Here is a 17,613-nt window from a genome sequence, read left to right as displayed (position 1 = left end):
TCAGGCCTCCCTGCTTTCGAAATCGATGCGCGGGTCGACCAGGGTGTAGGTCAGGTCGCCGATCAGCTTCACCACCAGTCCGAGCAGGGTGAAGAGGAAGAGGGTGCCGAACACCACCGGATAGTCGCGGTTGATTGCCGCCTCGAAGCTGAGCAGGCCGAGCCCGTCAAGGGAGAAGATCACCTCGATCAGCAGCGAGCCGGTGAAGAACATGCCGATGAAGGCAGACGGAAAGCCGGCGATGATGATCAACATGGCATTGCGGAACACGTGGCCGTAGAGCACGCGATTCTTGCTCAGGCCCTTGGCCCGCGCCGTGATCACGTACTGCTTGTTGATCTCGTCGAGAAAGCTGTTCTTGGTCAGCAGCGTCAGCGTCGCGAAGTTGCCGATCACCAGCGCGGTGACGGGCAGGGCCAGGTGCCAGAAGTAGTCGATGATCTTGCCGGCCAGGGTCAGGTCATCGAAGTTGGCCGACGTCAGTCCGCGCAACGGGAACCAGTTCCAGTAACTGCCGCCAGCGAACAGCACGATCAGCAGAATGGCGAACAGGAACGCCGGTATGGCGTAGCCGACGATGATCGCCGAGCTGCTCCAGACGTCGAACTTGCTGCCGTGACGCGTGGCCTTGGCGATGCCCAGCGGGATCGAGGCCAGGTACATGATCAAGGTGCTCCACAGACCCAGCGAGATGGAAACCGGCATCTTCTCGATGATCAGGTCGGTCACCTTGGCGTCACGGAAGAAGCTCTCGCCGAAATCCAGCCGCAGATAGTTGCTGAGCATGATCCAGAAGCGCTCTGCGGGTGGTTTGTCGAAGCCGTACAGGCGCTCGATCTCGGCGATCAGCTCGGGGTCCAGACCCTGGCCACCCCGGTAACTTGTGCCGGCGACCGCGACTTCCGAGCCACCGCCAGATATCCGGCTGGTGGCGCCTTCGAAGCCTTCCAGCTTGGCGATTGCCTGCTCCACCGGGCCGCCAGGTGCGGCCTGGATGATGATGAAATTGATCAGCAGAATGCCGAACAGCGTGGGGATGATCAGCAGCAGTCGGCGAACGATGTAAGCCAGCATGCTTAGCGCTCCGCCTCGACGCTATCAGCCGGGACCGCAGCGCCAGCTTCCTCGGCCTTCTTCGCTTCGACGGGATCGGCGACAGGTGTCTTGACGTCGGGTTTGCGCCACCAGGTCATCAGGCCGATGTCCTGCCGGGGCGTCACCTCAGGATGCGCGAGGTGATTCCAGTACGCCACGCGCCAGGTCTTTATGTGCCAGTTAGGCACCACGTAATGCCCCCAGAGCAGCACACGATCGAGCGCGCGGGTGTAGGTGATCAATTCCTTGCGCGAATCGGCCCCTATCAAACCTTCCACAAGGCTGTCGACTGCCGGGTCCTTGAGACCGATGAAGTTACGGCTGCCCGGGTTGTCGGCGCTTGCCGAGTGCCAGAACTCGCGTTGCTCGTTGCCGGGCGAGTTGGATTGGCCGAAGCCGCTTACGATCATGTCGTAATCGCGCGAACGCAGGCGGTTGATGTACTGCGAAACATCGACCCGGCGGATTTCCAGTTCGATCCCGAGATCCGCCAAATTGCGCTTGTACGGCAGCAGCACCCGCTCGAACTCTGCCTGAACCAGCAGGAATTCGAGCTTCACCGGCTTGCCGGCAGCGTCCAGCATGCGGTCGTTCTCGACCTTCCAACCCGCTTCAGTGAGCAGCCGGTATGCCTCGCGCTGCTGTTCGCGAATCACACCGTTGCCTTCGGTACGCGGCAGCTCGAACGGTTTGTCGAACACCTCGTCCGGAACCTTGCCGCGAAGGGGCTCGAGAATCTTCAGTTCGTCTTCGCTCGGCAAGCCGGATGACGCCAGCTCGGAGTTGTCGAAGTAACTGCGGGTGCGGGTGTAGGCGCCATTGAACAGCTGGCGATTGGTCCATTCGAAGTCGAACAGCAACCCGAGGGCTTCACGGACGCGGCGGTCTTCCAGCTGTGGTCGACGGATATTGAAGATAAAGCCCTGCATGCCGGTCGGATTATGGTTGCGGATCTCTTCCTTGATGATGCGGCCGTCCCTGACCGCATCGATGTCGTAGGCGGTCGCCCAGTTCTTCGCACTGGTTTCGAACCAGTAGTCGAAATGACCGGCCTTGAACGCTTGCAAGGCCACGGTGTTGTCGCGGTAGTAATCGAAATTGATGTGATCGAAGTTGTAGAAACCGCGATTCACCGGTAGATCCTTGCCCCAGTAATCCTCTACGCGCTCGTAGCGGATCGAGCGACCGGCCTGGACTTTCTCGACGCGGTACGGGCCACTACCCAGAGGTGGTTCGAGGCTGCCCGAGGTGAAGTCCTTTCCATCCCACCAGTGCTTCGGCAGCACTGGCAACTGCCCGAGAATCATCGGCAGCTCTCGGTTGCCGGCATGCTTGAAGTCGAAGCGCACACGTCTTTGGCTTTCCGCTGTCACTTTCTCCACATCGGCGTAGTAGGCGCGGTATTGTGGGGCACCCTGGCTCATCAGGGTTTCGAAGGTGAACACCACGTCCTCGGCCTCTACCGGCTCGCCGTCATGGAAGCGTGCCTGCGGGCGCAGGTGGAAGCGCACCCAGCTGTTGTTCGGTCCCTTTTCTATCTTTTCCGCCAGCAGGCCGTAGACGGTGAAAGGCTCGTCCAGGCTGTTGGTGGTGAGGGTGTCGTAGATCAGGCTGATATCGTCAGCCGCAACGCCCTTGTTGATGAAAGGGTTAAGCGAGTCGAAGCTGCCGAAGCCAGCCTGGCGCAGCGTGCCGCCCTTGGGGGCTTCGGGATTGACGTACTCGAAGTACTGGAAGTTGGTCGGATACTTGGGCTTCTCGTCGTACAGCGTCAGGGCATGGCGGGGAGCGGCGTCGGCTAGGGTCGCCATGCAGAACAGGCTTAGCAGGCCGGCGCGAAACAGCGAAGGGCGCACGCGATTGATCATTTGCTCTTCTCCAGGCTCTTCAGCCACCAGGCTCGCAAACCCAGCGTATAGGGTGGCGTGGTGACGTGGGCGAACCGATTGCGGTACGCCAGGCGGTGGTTACTGATGAACCAGTTCGGAATGGTGTAGTGGTTCCACAGCAGCACGCGGTCGATTGCGCGGGCGGCGGCGACTTGCTCGTCGCGGGTCTGCGCGGCGAGCAGCTTGTCAACCAGGTCGTCGACGATCGGATTGGCGATGCCGGCATAGTTGCGACCGCCCTTGACGTCGACCTGACTGGAATGAAAGTACAGATACTGCTCGATCCCGGGGCTGAGGCTCTGTGCCAGCGTCATCAGGATCATGTCGTAGTCGTAATGATCGAGGCGCTGCTTGTACTGCGCGCTATCGACGGTACGCAGGTTGGCCTGAATGCCGATGCGTGCCAGATTCTCGACGTAGGGCTGGAGGATGCGCTCGAGCCTCGGGTTGACCAGCAGGATCTCGAAGCGCAGCGGCTGTCCGGCGCTGTTCAACAGACCGGCATCCGAGGCTTTCCAGCCCGCCTCGGCGAGCAGCTTCAGCGCATGGCGCAGGGTTTCCCGCGGAATTCCGCGGCCTTCGGTCTTCGGCAGCTGGAATGGCTCGGTGAACAGTTCGGGCGGGAGCTGCTTGCGGTACGGCGAGAGCAACAGCCACTCGCCACCTTCGGGCTTGCCTGTCGCCGTGAAGTCGCTGTTGGGGTAGTAGCTTTCGCTGCGGCGGTAGGCGCCGTAGAACAGGGCACGATTGGTCCATTCGAAGTCGAACATCAGGCCGAGCGCTTCGCGCACACGATTGTCGGCGAAGGTCGCGCGGCGCCCGTTCATGAACAGCGCCTGGGTCTGGGTCGGAATCTGGTGGGGAATTTCAGCGCGAATGATGTCGCCGCGCATCACCGCCGGAAACTGGTAGCCATTGGCCCAGTTCTTCGCCTGGTGCTCGATGAAGAAGTCGAACTCGCCGACCTTGAAGGCTTCGAAGGCCACCACGCTATCGCGATAGAACTCGACCGAGACTCGGTTGAAATTGTATTTACCCTGATTGGCCGGCAGCTTGGCGCCCCACCAGTCCCGCACTCGCTCGAAGACTACCTGCCGGCCCGGCTGCACATGCGTGATGCGGTAGGGGCCGCTGCCCAGTGGGGGTTCGAAGGTGGTCGCGCTGAAGTCTCGATTCTTCCAGTAGTGCTGTGGCAGCACAGGCAGTTCGCCGAGACGCATGATCAGCAGCGGATTTTTCGGTTGCTCGAATACGAAACGAATGCGATGTCGGTTGAGGATGTCGACCCGCTTCACCCCCTGCAGGTTGGAGCGGTACTGGGGGTGCCCATCCTTTATCAGGGTGCGATAGGAGAAGGCGACGTCATAGGCGGTAATCGGCTTACCGTCATGAAAGCGGGCTTCCTTGCGCAGGTTGAAAACCACCCAGCTGTAGTTATCGCTGTGCTCCACTGACTCGGCAATCAGACCGTAGCTGGAGGCAGGCTCGTCGCCGGACGGGTCGTAGATGCCGGTGCCGACCATCAGTGGCTCGTTCAGCTCGCTGATGCCGTATTGCAGAAAGCCGGGCGCCGAACTCAGGCTGGTACCCTTGAAAGTGTAGGGGTTCAGGGTGTCGAACGTCCCGGAGGCCATCAGTTTGATCTGGCCACCCTTCGGCGCGCGCGGATTCACCCAATCGAAGTGGGTGAAGTTGGCCGGATACTTAAGAGTGCCGAACTGCGCATAACCATGGCTTTCGCTGATGGTGGCGAAGGCGGGAAAGCTCAAGGCCAGGCAGGTCAGTAACGGTAGCAGGGCTCGCATCAGACGGGGAATCCGATCCTTGGCGCTTAGGGGCTTCTCGGGCCGGTACAGTAACAGCTTGTATGCGCTGGAAAAAGGCCGGGCAACTCGGGCAAACTGCCGGTCATTTCCCGTAATGGCATTGTGCAGAGGTGGCCTCTTGGATGTACGTGCCCAGGGTCTTCAGGCATGGGTAGACCGCCTGAATCAATCGGAGCTGCCTGCGTTGGCGTCCGTGGTCAAGGATCTGCAGCGCCTTGCCGTGCATGAACATGCTTCGGTGCAGCAACTGGCCGATGTCCTGCTTCGGGATGCCTCGCTGACTTCCAAGGTGCTGAGGGTCGGCAACAGCAGCTATTACAACCCCTCCCAGGAGACCATCAAGACGATTTCTCGGGCCATCGTGATGATCGGCTTCGAGAACGTGCGCTTGATCAGTCTGTCGGTCACGCTGATCGACAGCCTGCTCGAGCGCGCCCCGAGGGAGCAGCTGCTGGAACTGCTGGCTCGTTCGTTTCACGCCGCGGTGCAAGCCCGCAACATCGCCGGCTATGTGCTTTCGCGTCACGAGGAAGAAGTATTCATCGCCGCGCTGCTCTACAACGTGGGCGAGCTGGCGTTCTGGGGCTGCGGTGGCGAGCAGGCGGATGAGCTGGCCCTGCAGCTGACGCAGCCGGGCATCAAGCCCGACGATGCAGTGCAGAACGTGTTGGGCACCAGCTTCCGGCAGCTCAGCCTGGGTCTGGTCAGAAGCTGGAACCTGGGAGAGTTGACCAGTCTTGCGCACACTCAGGTGGCCAGCAGCGATCCGGCCGCTCGCGCGGTCGCGCTGGGCGTACAGATAAGCGAAGCCGCACTCGGAGGCTGGGAGTGCGAGCGGATGACGTCACTGACCAGGGCCGTGGCCGAGTTCACCGGCGTGGATGAAGCTGATGCGTTGCAGCAGATACTCGCTAGCGCCGATGAAACCGTGCAGGTGGCGACCACATTCGGCGCCAGTCGTCTGGGCCGGCTCATACCCAGTACCGATCCCGAGCAGATCCGCCTGCAGCAGGCCCAGCGTCAGGCAGCCTTGCTGCAACCGGATCTGTTGCTGATGCAACAGGCGCTGCAGGATCTGGGGCTCATGGTTTCGGGCGGCGGCGATGCCACGTTGATTCTGGATACGCTGCTGAAGGGGCTGCACCGCGGGGTTGGCCTGGAACGTGTGATGGTGGCGGTGCTGGCCGATCAGCAGACGCGTTTCAAGGTGCGTTGCGCCGTCGGTGAAGGGACCGAGACCTGGATTCAGGGCTTCGTGCTTCCCGCTGACCAACCCGAACAGCCGAACGTGTTCAGTTACGCACTGCGTCATCGGCAGTCGCTCTGGATGGGCGTGCCGGCAAGTTATAACTTGGCCGACCTGGTGACCCAGCCGCTGCGACAGTGGTTTGGTAATGGCATGTTCTTCATCGCACCGCTGATGGCGGGGACGCGTGAAATAGGTGTGATCTACGGCGATTGCCGGTTTTCGGGGCGGGCGCTGAAACACGAACAGTTCGTCGCGTTTCAGCGCTTTACCCAGCTGACTGGGCGCTGTCTGGAGTCCCTGAGCAAGCGTCCGGCTGGGTGAATGGCGGAGGGCTAGTTGGCGAGGTATAGCGTCAGCAGCTGGCCGGGGCGCAGCACGCTGGTGCCTTTCGGGTTCCAGGTCTTCAGGTTGTTCAGCTGTACGTTGAAGCGCTTGGCGATCTGGTACAGCGAGTCGCCTTTCTGCACTTTGTAATAGGTAGGCGAATTTCCCTTGCTTTGCGCTTTGGCTACTGCCGGGCCCTGCAGGAACAGCGCCTGGCCCACTTTGAGCTGGCTGCCGGAGAGCTTGTTCCAGCGCTGCAGGTCGCGTACCGAGACGCGCTGAGCCTTGGCGATGTCCCAGAGATTGTCGCCAGATTTGACCCGGTAGCTGCGCGGCGTGGCGGCCGGCTGACGCGCTACAGCGTGCAACAACTCCCGCGAAGCGCCGGCATCACCGCTGGTTGGGAGGCTGAGGACCTGCCCGATCCGCAACGTGTCGCTCTTCAACCGGTTCACGTCGCGGATGATGTTGACGGTCAGATGATGACGGTTGGCGATGACGCCCAGGGTGTCTCCTGCGCGCACCTGATACTGCTGCCAGTCGACCAGGTCCTGCGGCTTCATCAGCGCCAGGTTGGCTGCCAGCATTTCAGCCTTTTCCATTGGCACCAGCAGCTGCTGCGGACCATCCAGGGTAATTCGGCGGGTGAAGGCAGGATTCAGCTGGTAGAGCTCGTCCTCGTCCAGGTCGGCGAGTTTGGCGACCCGCGCCAGATCCATGCGCTGCTTGAGCGCGATGACTTCGAAGTAGGGCTCGTTGGCGATCGGATTGAGATTGATGCCATAGGCCTCGGGGGCCTGGATCAATTGCGACAGGGCCAGCAGCTTCGGCACGTAGTCGCGGGTTTCCTGCGGCAATGGCAGGTTCCAGTAGTCGGTCGGCAGGCCTAGCTTCTGGTTGCGTTCGATGGCCCGGCTCACGGTGCCTTCACCCGAGTTGTAGGCAGCCAGTGCCAGCAGCCAGTCACCGTTGAACAGGCCGTGCAGGTAGCTCAGATAACGCAGGGCTGCATTGGTCGAGGCGGTGATGTCACGGCGGCCGTCGTACCAGCTTGTCTGCCGAAGATTGAAGTGCCGGCCGGTGGCGGGAATGAACTGCCAGAGCCCGACGGCATGGGCGGGCGAATAGGCGAAGGGATCGTAGGAGCTTTCGATGATCGGCAGCAAAGCCAGTTCCAGCGGCATGTCGCGCTCTTCGAGGCGCTCGACAATGTAGTGGATATAGGGGCTGCCGCGCTCGCTGGCGATTTCGATGGATCTTGGGCGACTGGAGAACAGCAGGCGCTGTTGCTCGATGCGGGGGTTGCTGTCCAGATGCTCTTGAAGCTTGTAACCCTCGCGAATTCGCTCCCAGATGTCCTGGTGTTCGGTGATGACGGGGGTGTCGTTCAGCCAGATGGGCTCTTGTGCCACAGGCGCCGTGGTGCGGCTTGCCTGATCGCGTGCATCATCACGCACGGCGTTGCTATGACAGCCCGCTAGGGCGACGCAAACGGCTAGAGCCAACGCCCGACCAGAGGCTGCCAAGGCGTCCGGTTCGAGGCGTTTCTTGGGAGCTGGCGGCATTGGCTGGAATCTTCCCCGGAAACAAAATTCGGGGGATTCTAGGAACGGCCCCTGGTGGGGTCAAGGCTGCATGCCGCGTTTCGGGAACCTGTCGACCTTGTCAGAAGGCGTCCTTCCAGGCGCGCAAAGCCGCGAAAACCGCCACATCGCCGTCTAGCTGGCCGCCGCTGCGCTCGCTTGCCGCATGCTGAACGGCGGCGACACCACAACGCAAAAAAGGGTTGGTCGCGCGCTCGATATCCATTCTGCTTGGCAAGCTGAAGCGGTTCGATTCGCGCAGTTCGGTCACCTCGCGCATGCGTTTTCCAATGGCCGGGTTGTCCGGTTCCACTGCCCGGGCAAAGCGCAAATTGCTCAGCGTGTATTCGTGGGTGCAGTAGACGAGGGTGCTATCCGGTGTATCGGCCAGGCGCTGCAGCGAGCGGAACATCTGCTCGGGCGTGCCTTCGAACAGACGCCCGCAGCCGGCGGCGAACAGCGTATCGCCACAGAGCAGCCAGGGCTGCACGGGGTCAGCATGGAAATAAGCGATATGGCCAAGCGTGTGGCCAGGGACGGCGATGACCTGCAAGTCCGTCCCGAGTACCTCGAGGTGCTGGCCGTCGCTCAGCGCCTCGTCGCGCGCGGGAATGTTCTCGGCCGCCGGTCCATGAACGCGCGCGCCGGTCTGTGTCTTGAGCCGTTCGACGCCGCCGACGTGGTCGTGATGGTGGTGGGTAATCAGGATGTCACTGAGCTGCCAGCCCGGGTGGTCGCGCAGCCACTTCAGGACTGGCGTGGCATCACCGGGATCGACGGCAGCGCAGCGTTGAGTGGACTCGTCCCGAAGCAACCAGATGTAGTTGTCGGTGAAGGCGGGCAGGGCTTCGATCTTCAACATGGGCGGGTCGCCAATTGAGTGACAAAGGCGCATCCTAGCAGTCCCATGGGAAAGTTGAACCCGAGCGAACTCAGCGCCGCGCAGATCGCGCGGCGAACGGAGCCGAGCGATGAACGATCGACCGTCCACCCAAGGCAGCGACCATTGGCTGTCCATGATCAATGAGGCGTCCGCCTGGTTCGAGGGGCCGCTGGGCCAGCAGCTGCTGGTTCAGGAGAAGCAAGTCCTGACCGAAGAGCTGGCGCGTTGTTTCGGCAGCTATCTGGTGCACAACGGTCCGTTCAGCGGCGAGCCGGTGCAACCACAGAACATCAAACGCAGCGTTCGCCTCGGTGCGCCACTGCCTGGTGTGGAGATTCATTGCGAGGAGCAGGCCTGGCCGCTCGGCGAGCATGCTGCTGATGTCGTGGTGCTGCAGCATGCATTGGATTTCAGCCTGTCGCCCCATGGGTTGTTGCGTGAAGCGGCGCGTGGCGTTCGCCCGGGCGGGCATCTGCTGATCGTCGGTATCAACCCCTGGAGTGCCTGGGGCCTGCGTCATCTGGTCTCGCGCGAGGCGTTCCGGCAGGCGCGTTGCATTCGTCCGTCAAGGGTAGGGGACTGGCTGAACCTGCTGGGGTTCGCGCTGGAGAAACGTCGCTTCGGATGCTATTGTCCGCCGCTTTCTTCGAGCGACTGGCAGGCGCGGTTGTCTCGTCTGGAGTCCGTCGGGCAGCAGTTGCAGGCGCCAACTGGCGGTTTCTATCTGCTGGTCGCGCGCAAGTTGATGATCGGCCTGCGGCCCTTGCGCCAGGAGCGCCGCGAACGCATGGGCAAGCTATTGCCGATGCCCGTCGCCAAAGTCAGCCGCCGCGAAGCCGAACAACACCGACTCCCTTGACGCCCCGAGCCTGTCGGCAAACAGAGTAAGCAATCCACATGAGCGACGATTGGGTCGAGATCTACACCGACGGTGCCTGCAAGGGCAATCCCGGCCCGGGCGGCTGGGGGGCGCTACTTATTTATAAGGGCGTCAAGCGTGAGCTCTGGGGCGGCGAGCCCGACACCACCAACAACCGCATGGAGCTCATGGCGGCAATCCGCGGGTTGGCGGAGCTGAAGCGCTCGTGCAAGGTTCGTTTGGTGACCGACTCGCAGTACGTCATGCAGGGCATCAACGACTGGATGCCCAACTGGAAGAAGCGCGGCTGGAAAACGGCGAGCAAGCAGCCGGTGAAGAATGCCGACCTTTGGCAGCAGCTCGACGAGCAGGTCAACCGCCATCAGGTGAGCTGGGAGTGGGTTCGCGGTCATACCGGCCATCCCGGTAACGAGCATGCCGACCTGCTTGCGAATCGCGGCGTAGTACAGGCCAAACGACAACCGATTGTGTAAGTGAGCTAAACGATATGCGCAGCGTAGTGCTGGATACCGAAACGACCGGCATGCCGGTGACCGATGGCCACCGGATCATCGAGATTGGCTGTGTCGAAGTCATCGGCCGCCGCCTGACCGGGCGGCACTACCACGTCTATCTGCAACCTGATCGTGAAGTGGACGAGGGCGCGATCGCCGTTCACGGCATCACCAACGAGTTTCTTGTCGACAAGCCGCGGTTCCGCGACGTCGCCGACGAGTTCTTCGAGTTCATCAAGGACGCGCAGCTGGTCATCCACAACGCCGCGTTCGACCTTGGCTTCATCAATAACGAGTTCGCGCTGCTCGGTCAGCAGGAGCGTGCCGAGATCACCGACCACTGCTCGGTGCTCGATACCCTGCTGATGGCTCGGGAGCGTCACCCGGGCCAGCGCAACAGCCTCGACGCCTTGTGCAAACGCTACGGCGTGGACAATTCGGGCCGCGATCTGCACGGCGCTCTGCTCGATGCCGAGATTCTCGCCGACGTCTGGCTGACCATGACCGGCGGGCAGACCAATCTGTCCCTCGCGGGTGATGGTGAAAGTTCCGACGGCGGTCGCCCCCAGCCCACACCGATCCGCCGGCTACCGGCCGATCGGCCGCGCACTGCGGTGCTGCGCGCTACCGAAGAAGAGGTTGCCGCGCACATGGCGCGAATGGCCGCGATCGAGAAAGCCGCCGGCGCAGCTCCGCTCTGGGCTCAGCTCGAAGTCTGAATGGCTCGGCATTGCCGCCTACTTGCGACGCTGCCTCTCAACCGCTTGTTTCAATGCGCTGTTCCTTTGCTGCGGACGCTTCTACCCTGTAGGTGGATCGTTCGCAGAGAGTGCGCATGTACAAAGACCTGAAATTCCCCATCCTCATCGTTCACCGTGACATAAAAGCCGACACCGTTGCCGGTGAGCGAGTGCGTGGCATCGCTTCCGAACTGGAGCGCGACGGCTTCAATATCCTGCCTACAGCAAGCTCCAACGAGGGACGAATCGTCGCCTCCACGCACCATGGGCTGGCCTGCATCCTGGTTGCGGCAGAAGGCGCCGGTGACAATCAGCGCCTGCTGCACGACGTGGTGGAACTGATCCGCGTCGCTCGTCGCCGCGCGCCGCGTCTGCCGATCTTTGCACTGGGCGAGCAGATCACCATCGAGAATGCGCCTGCTGAGGCAATGGCCGATCTCAACGAGTTGCGTGGCCTGCTTTACCTGTACGAAGACACCGTGCCGTTTCTGGCGCGCCAGGTCGCCCGGGCCGCACGCGGGTATCTCGAGGATCTGCTGCCACCGTTTTTCAGCGCGCTGGTACGCCATACCGGCGAGTCGAACTATTCCTGGCATACGCCGGGACACGGTGGGGGCGTGGCCTACCGCAAGAGTCCGGTCGGCCAGGCGTTCCACCAGTTCTTCGGTGAAAACACCTTGCGCTCGGACCTGTCGGTTTCGGTACCCGAGCTTGGCTCGTTGCTAGATCACACCGGGCCGGTAGCGGCGGCGGAAGCTCGCGCCGCACGCAACTTCGGTGCCGACCACACGTTCTTCGTGATCAATGGCACTTCGACGGCGAACAAGATCGTCTGGCATTCGATGGTCGCGCGGGACGATCTGGTACTGGTGGATCGCAACTGCCACAAATCGATTCTGCACGCCATCATCATGACGGGCGCGATACCGCTGTACATGAGCCCGACTCGTAACGAGCTGGGCATCATCGGCCCGATTCCGCTGGAAGAATTCACCCGCGAGTCCATCCAGGCGAAGATCGCCGCCAACCCGCTGGCGCGTGGCCGGCCGCCGAAGGTCAAGCTGGCGGTGGTGACGAACTCGACCTACGACGGGCTCTGCTACAACGCCAACCTGATCAAGCGCACCCTGGCTGATAACGTAGAAGTGCTGCACTTCGACGAGGCCTGGTACGCCTACGCGGCATTCCACGAATTCTATGACGGCCGCTACGGCATGGATACGCGGGAGCAGGGCCCGCTGGTGTTCACCACCCACTCGACGCACAAGCTGCTGGCGGCGTTCAGTCAGGCCTCGATGATCCATGTGCTCGACAGCCAGACACGGCAGCTCGACCGCGATCGCTTCAACGAAGCCTTCATGATGCACATCTCCACCTCGCCGCAGTACGGCATCCTCGCATCGCTGGACGTGGCGTCGGCCATGATGGAAGGCCCAGCGGGACGCTCGTTGATTCAAGAGACGTTCGATGAGGCGCTGAGCTTTCGTCGGGCGCTGGCCAACCTGCGCCAGCACATCGATGCCGACGACTGGTGGTTCAGCATCTGGCAGCCACCACTGGTCGACGGCGCCGAGGCGCTGGTGACCCCGGACTGGCTTCTCGAGCCAACGGCTGACTGGCATGGCTTCGGCGATATCGCCGACGATTACGTACTGCTCGACCCAATCAAGGTCACGCTCGTCACTCCGGGCCTTACCGCATCCGGCGCACTGGGTGAAAGTGGCATACCGGCGGCGGTGGTCAGCAAGTTTCTCTGGGAACGTGGTCTGGTGGTGGAAAAAACCGGGCTGTATTCGATGCTGGTGCTGTTCTCCATGGGCATCACCAAGGGCAAGTGGAGCACCCTGCTGACCGAGTTGCTGGAGTTCAAGCGTCACTACGACGCCAATATCCCGCTGGTCGAGGCCCTGCCATCGATTGCGCGCGCCGGTGCAGCGGCCTATACGGGTATGGGGCTGCGTGATCTCTGCGATGAGCTGCATGCCTGTTATTGCGAAAACGCCACGGCGCGGGCCATGCGCAGGATGTACACGGCGTTGCCGGAGCCTGCGATGACTCCGGCCCAGGCCTATGACAAGCTGGTTCGCGGCGAGGTCGAAGCGGTGCCGATCGAGGCACTGCAGGGCCGGATCGCGGCGGTCATGCTGGTGCCGTATCCGCCGGGTATCCCGTTGATCATGCCGGGCGAGCGCTTTACCGAAGAGACTCGCTCGATTCTCGATTACCTTCGTTTCGCCCGTGATTTCGCCGAGCGTTTCCCCGGATTCGATGCCGACGTTCATGGCCTGCAACATGAGGCAGGCGCGGATGGATGTGTGTACACCGTCGACTGTATCCGCGAAGAATGATGCGTCGATGCTCGCCACCGTCTACAACGGCATGAACAGGTCGTCTGGCGGCGTGGTCTGTATCACATCGTCTGCATCGACATTCACTCGTCGTGGTGGCAGTTGTTATAGTTGCCCGCCGTCGTACGGGTTTACCCGCCACGGCGCTCCCCATGCGCCCTTGCTGTCGAGGATGATAGCGTGACCGAATACAAAGCCTTCCGCGTAGAGTTGGCAGACAAGATTGCCCGCGTCGTGATCAATCGGCCTGAAAAGATCAATGCGATGGACGCTGCGTTCTGGTCGGAAATCATCGATATCTTCAACTGGATCGATGCAACCGACGAAGTGCGCGTAGTCGTCCTCAGTGGCGCCGGTGACCACTTCTCTTCCGGTATAGACCTGCAGATGCTCGCTTCGGTCGGCAGCCAGCTTGGCAACGACGTCGGCCGCAATGCAGAGCAGCTGCGGCGCAAGATCCTCTCTCTGCAGGCATCGTTCAATGCCGTTGACAACTGCCGCAAGCCGGTCATCGCCGCGATCCAGGGTTACTGTCTGGGCGGCGCCATCGATCTGATCTCCGCTTGCGACATGCGTTACAGCACGGCGGACGCGAAATTCTCGATCAAGGAAATCGACATGGGCATGGCGGCCGATGTCGGCACCTTGCAGCGCCTGCCTCGCATCATCGGCGATGGCATGATGCGCGAACTGGCCTTTACCGGCCGCACCATCAGCGGCGAGGAAGCTCGCAGCATCGGGCTGGTCAATCGCACCTATGCCGATCAGCAGATGCTGATGGACGCCGTGCTGGAGCTGGCCCGTGACATCGCCAGCAAATCACCGCTCGCCATTCGCGGCACCAAGGAGATGATCCGTTACATGCGCGATCACCGGGTCGACGATGGCCTCGAGTACATCGCCACCTGGAATGCGGCCATGCTGCAGTCGGCCGACATCAAGGTCGCCATCGCCGCTCATATGAGCAAACAGAAGCCGGACTTTGCCGACTGATGCGTCACCACACGTTTGCGCGGGAGGCGCACTAGGCATGGTTACTGGAGCTACTTCACTCGGTCTGGTACGTGACGAACTGTTCGCCACCATGGAAGAAGCCGAGCAGAGCCTCGAGCATTTCATCATCGATCGCAACAACGGCGGCCTGTTGCAGCAGGCGGTGGAAAACCTCAAGCAGGTACGCGGCACGCTCAACCTCATCGAGCTGACCGGCGCCGAGTTGCTGGCGCAGGAGATATTGCAGCTGGCTACCGACATCCCGGTCGGCGCTGGTGAGGACCGTGACGTGCAACTCGCCGCGCTGAGCAACGCGCTCTATGTGCTGCGGCGTTATCTGGAAAGCGTCGATGCCAGCCGCCAGGAAATCCCCGAGCTGCTGCTTCCAGCCATCAACGCGCTGCGCCAGGCGTGCGCGCAGCCGCCGTTGCCGGAAAGTTTCTTTTTCAGCGTCCGGCTCGACCATGCCCGTCCTGCGTTGGACGTGCCGGTTCGTTCGGGAGTCGCGCCAGTTGCCGAGGCCCGGCGGCTGCGTCAGATGTATCAGGTCGGGTTGCTTGGCTTCATTCGTGAAGAGAATCTGCCAGCCAGCCTGAAACTCATGGGCCGCGCTTTGACGCGGCTGGATCATCTCTTCGTCGAGTCGCCAGGAGGTCGGCTGTGCTGGATCGGCAGCGCCGCTGTCGAATCGCAACTGGACGGCCAGCTATTGCCGCGCAAGTCGCGCAAGCAGCTGTTTTCCCGTCTGGACCGGGAACTCAAGCAGGTCATTGGCAACCCTGCATACGAGGCGCCACGCAGCCTGCTCAAGGAGCTGCTATACGTCGTCGCGCTGGCGGACACCCATGGGCCTATCGCCAGCCAGGTCCGTCAGGTGTTCTCGCTGGGTTCGCTGCCGTTCACCGACCACCTGCTGGAAGATGAATCCCAGCGCCTGGCCGGCCCGGGCCAGGCCGTCATGCGTTCGCTGTCCTCGGCGATCCGTGAGGAACTGGCGAGCCTGAAGGATCTGCTGGATCTGATCGAGCGAGGTACCGCCCAGGCGGAAGCCTACTCGAACCTGCATAACCTGCTCGGGAAGATGGCCAAGACCCTCGGCATGGTTGGCCTTTCATCTGCGGCCAGCACGCTGCAGGCGCAGCTGGGCGACGTGTCTGGCTGGAGCCTGGAGCATGCGCCGGAACCGCATGTCATCCAGCGTCTCGCCGATGCCGTGCTGTATGTCGAGAGCATGGTCGCCAGCCTTGAGCGCGGCGATCGACGCGATAGCAAGCCTCAGGTCGCCCGACCCGGAATGGAAGCGGAAGCCTTTGCCAATCACCAGCTCACCGAAGCGTGCATCGTGGTAATCGATGAGGCGACCGCAGGCCTGGCACTGGCCAAGCGGGCGATCACCGCTTATCTCGAGTCCAACGGGGAGAAATTGCACCTGGCCAACGTGCCGTTCAGCCTGCAGGCCGTGCGCGGCGGTCTGCGTTTCCTCGAGCAGGAGCGCGCGGCGGACCTGATCGGCGCCTGCGCTGATTTCATTCAAAAGCACATGCTCGAATCGAACCAGATGCCCCCCGAGCAACTGCTGGAAACTCTGGCCGATGCGCTGACCAGCCTGGAGTACTACCTTGAAGGTGGCGCGGTATTGCGACGTGACGACTCGCGCGTGAGCGTGCTTGATCTGGCCAGCGAGAGCGTGCGCGCGCTGGGCATGCCGGTAGCCGCCTGATGAGCTTGCGCTGGCAGGCGGCGCTGCTCAATCCCTCGATGGCAGGAGGCTGGGCGGTGGTGCATTGTCGACAGCAGTTTCTGCTCGATGGCAACGGTGCGCTCTTTCCGCGGGACTGGCTCAAGCGCCTGGATTTGCCGCTGCTCAGCGAACAGGGTCTGGGGCACTTCGACGGAGAGCCGGTGTTTCTTTTCGAACTGGACTTTCCGGCCGATGTACCAGGCGCGCGCTGGCAGGGCCTGCGCCAGTTCATGCAGGAGGACGATCGCGATCTGTTCCGGCTCCTCGGCTATGCCACGCAGATCGGTACCTGGGTCAGCCAGCATCGTTTCTGTGGCAGCTGTGGCTCGCCCATGCAGGCGCGAGCCGGTGAGCGTGCCATGTACTGTCCAGCCTGTGGAGTTCAGCACTACCCGCGGCTTTCACCGAGCATGATCGTCCTGGTCACCCGTGGAGACGAACTGTTGCTGGCGCGCTCACCGCGTTTCGCGCCTGGTGTCTACAGCACGCTGGCCGGTTATGTTGAGCCGGGTGAGTCGGTGGAGCAGTGCGTCGCACGCGAGGTAAGAGAAGAAGTCGGTGTGGCCATTCATGCGCCGCAGTACATCGCCAGCCAGGGCTGGCCGTTTCCCCATTCCCTCATGCTCGGATTCCACGCGGAATATGCCGGTGGCGATATCGTGCTGCAGCCCGAGGAAATCGAGGATGCCCGTTGGTTCGCCATCGACAACCTGCCGGCGTTGCCCGCGCGCCAATCCATCGCCCGCTATCTGATCGAGCTTTATCTGTCCCGTCGGCTAGGCCACCCCGAACCAGTGTTGCCAGGCTAGCCGCAGACTCATCGCCAGTACTACCAGAATGAATACCGGACGGATGAACCGCGAGCCACCGCGGATCGCCGTGCGCGCGCCGAAGTAGGCGCCTGCCATCAAGGCCAGCCCCATCCCAATGCCCAGCACCCAGGCGACGTGACCGCCGATTATGAATACTGCAAGCGCCATGGCATTGCTGACGAAATTCATCGTCCGCGCTACGCCGCTCGCTCTCAGCAGGTCGAGCGGGTAAAGCAACATGCTGCTGACCGTCCAGAAGGCGCCGGTTCCCGGACCGGCTACGCCGTCGTAGAAGCCCAGTGAAAGGCTCTGTGGCCATTGGCGTCTACGGCCGATGAGCACTGTATCGCTGGCTGATTTGGCCGGCATATGGCTGAACAGCAGGTAGATCCCGCAGGCAGACACTACCAACGGCAATAGCTGGTTAAGCCAGCTTGCCGGCATGAACTGCGCGACTACTGCACCTGCTGCAGCGCCGATCGCCGTGCCTGTGAGCGCTCGTCGCCACAGGCACGGCTCGAACAGTCGGCGGCGATAGAAAGTGTAGCTGGCTGTGGCCGAGCCGAATGTGGCGCACAGCTTGTTGGTGCCCAGCACGAGATGCGGTGGTAGGCCGGCGGTCAGCAGGGCAGGGATGGTCAACAACCCGCCGCCCCCGGCGATGGCGTCAATGAATCCGGCGGTGAAGGCAACGGCGAACAGAATCACCAACGTGGCAGGATCGAGCGCGAGCTCAAGTGCGAAGGGCATGCGGGC

General features: G+C 62.1%; 14 protein-coding genes. 8 read left to right on the top strand and 6 right to left on the bottom strand.

What is annotated here, in order from left to right; all coding sequences use genetic code 11:
- Genes LW136_RS12635 through LW136_RS12625 form a run of 3 tightly spaced genes read right to left on the bottom strand, consistent with a single transcriptional unit; the run spans position 1 to position 4,789 of the window.
- Positions 1-1,074, bottom strand: a complete 1,074-nt coding sequence (locus LW136_RS12635) for a microcin C ABC transporter permease YejB (protein ID WP_234173038.1) — start codon at positions 1,072-1,074, stop codon at positions 1-3.
- Positions 1,075-1,076: 2 nt separating this feature from the next.
- Complete coding sequence (locus tag LW136_RS12630) at positions 1,077-2,963, bottom strand: extracellular solute-binding protein (protein ID WP_234173037.1); 1,887 nt, start codon at positions 2,961-2,963, stop codon at positions 1,077-1,079.
- Positions 2,960-4,789 (bottom strand): extracellular solute-binding protein, encoded by a 1,830-nt coding sequence (locus LW136_RS12625; protein WP_234173036.1) that lies wholly within the window; start codon positions 4,787-4,789, stop codon positions 2,960-2,962. Before LW136_RS12625 ends, LW136_RS12630 begins: the two co-directional genes overlap by 4 nt.
- A 139-nt stretch (positions 4,790-4,928) precedes the next feature.
- Here LW136_RS12625 and LW136_RS12620 point away from each other — a divergent pair, with 139 nt between their 5' ends.
- Complete coding sequence (locus LW136_RS12620) at positions 4,929-6,380, top strand: HDOD domain-containing protein (protein WP_234173035.1); 1,452 nt, start codon at positions 4,929-4,931, stop codon at positions 6,378-6,380.
- Between the two features lie 11 nt (positions 6,381-6,391).
- On the opposite strand, the gene LW136_RS12615 is transcribed toward LW136_RS12620, so the two are convergent.
- Entirely contained in the window at positions 6,392-7,948 is a 1,557-nt protein-coding gene (locus LW136_RS12615; protein ID WP_234173034.1) for a lytic transglycosylase domain-containing protein, read from the bottom strand.
- Between the two features lie 100 nt (positions 7,949-8,048).
- On the bottom strand, positions 8,049-8,828 hold the full coding sequence (gene gloB, locus LW136_RS12610; RefSeq protein WP_041013715.1) for a hydroxyacylglutathione hydrolase: 780 nt from the start codon (positions 8,826-8,828) through the stop codon (positions 8,049-8,051).
- 109 nt (positions 8,829-8,937) lie between these two features.
- On the opposite strand from gloB, the gene LW136_RS12605 reads away from it, so the two are divergent.
- The 7 genes from LW136_RS12605 to nudC all read left to right on the top strand — a co-directional run bounded on the left by LW136_RS12605 (position 8,938) and on the right by nudC (position 16,854).
- Positions 8,938-9,708 (top strand): class I SAM-dependent methyltransferase, encoded by a 771-nt coding sequence (locus tag LW136_RS12605; RefSeq protein WP_023445286.1) that lies wholly within the window; start codon positions 8,938-8,940, stop codon positions 9,706-9,708.
- Between the two features lie 38 nt (positions 9,709-9,746).
- A complete protein-coding gene (gene rnhA / locus LW136_RS12600; protein WP_014820122.1) occupies positions 9,747-10,202 on the top strand; it encodes a ribonuclease HI in 456 nt (151 codons plus the stop codon).
- 14 nt (positions 10,203-10,216) lie between these two features.
- On the top strand, positions 10,217-10,942 hold the full coding sequence (gene dnaQ, locus LW136_RS12595) for a DNA polymerase III subunit epsilon (RefSeq protein WP_234173033.1): 726 nt from the start codon (positions 10,217-10,219) through the stop codon (positions 10,940-10,942).
- 116 nt (positions 10,943-11,058) lie between these two features.
- Positions 11,059-13,311 (top strand): Orn/Lys/Arg family decarboxylase, encoded by a 2,253-nt coding sequence (locus tag LW136_RS12590; protein ID WP_234173032.1) that lies wholly within the window; start codon positions 11,059-11,061, stop codon positions 13,309-13,311.
- Between the two features lie 180 nt (positions 13,312-13,491).
- The gene (locus tag LW136_RS12585) at positions 13,492-14,304 is read left to right on the top strand and encodes a crotonase/enoyl-CoA hydratase family protein (protein WP_014820125.1); all 813 of its coding nucleotides are present in this window, start codon (positions 13,492-13,494) and stop codon (positions 14,302-14,304) included.
- Positions 14,305-14,341: 37 nt separating this feature from the next.
- Positions 14,342-16,024, top strand: a complete 1,683-nt coding sequence (locus tag LW136_RS12580) for a FimL-related protein (protein WP_045666311.1) — start codon at positions 14,342-14,344, stop codon at positions 16,022-16,024.
- On the top strand, positions 16,024-16,854 hold the full coding sequence (nudC, locus tag LW136_RS12575; RefSeq protein ID WP_234173031.1) for an NAD(+) diphosphatase: 831 nt from the start codon (positions 16,024-16,026) through the stop codon (positions 16,852-16,854). The genes LW136_RS12580 and nudC overlap by 1 nt, the downstream gene beginning before the upstream one ends.
- Here the strand turns inward: nudC and LW136_RS12570 are convergent.
- On the bottom strand, positions 16,822-17,607 hold the full coding sequence (locus LW136_RS12570; RefSeq protein ID WP_234173030.1) for a TSUP family transporter: 786 nt from the start codon (positions 17,605-17,607) through the stop codon (positions 16,822-16,824). The two genes, nudC and LW136_RS12570, sit on opposite strands and share 33 nt — an antisense overlap.
- Positions 17,608-17,613 lie beyond the last annotated feature (6 nt).

This window comes from Stutzerimonas kunmingensis (assembly GCF_021432085.1).
Taxonomy (GTDB): Bacteria; Pseudomonadota; Gammaproteobacteria; order Pseudomonadales; family Pseudomonadaceae; genus Stutzerimonas.
This window is presented reverse-complemented; position numbering and strand designations above follow the sequence as displayed.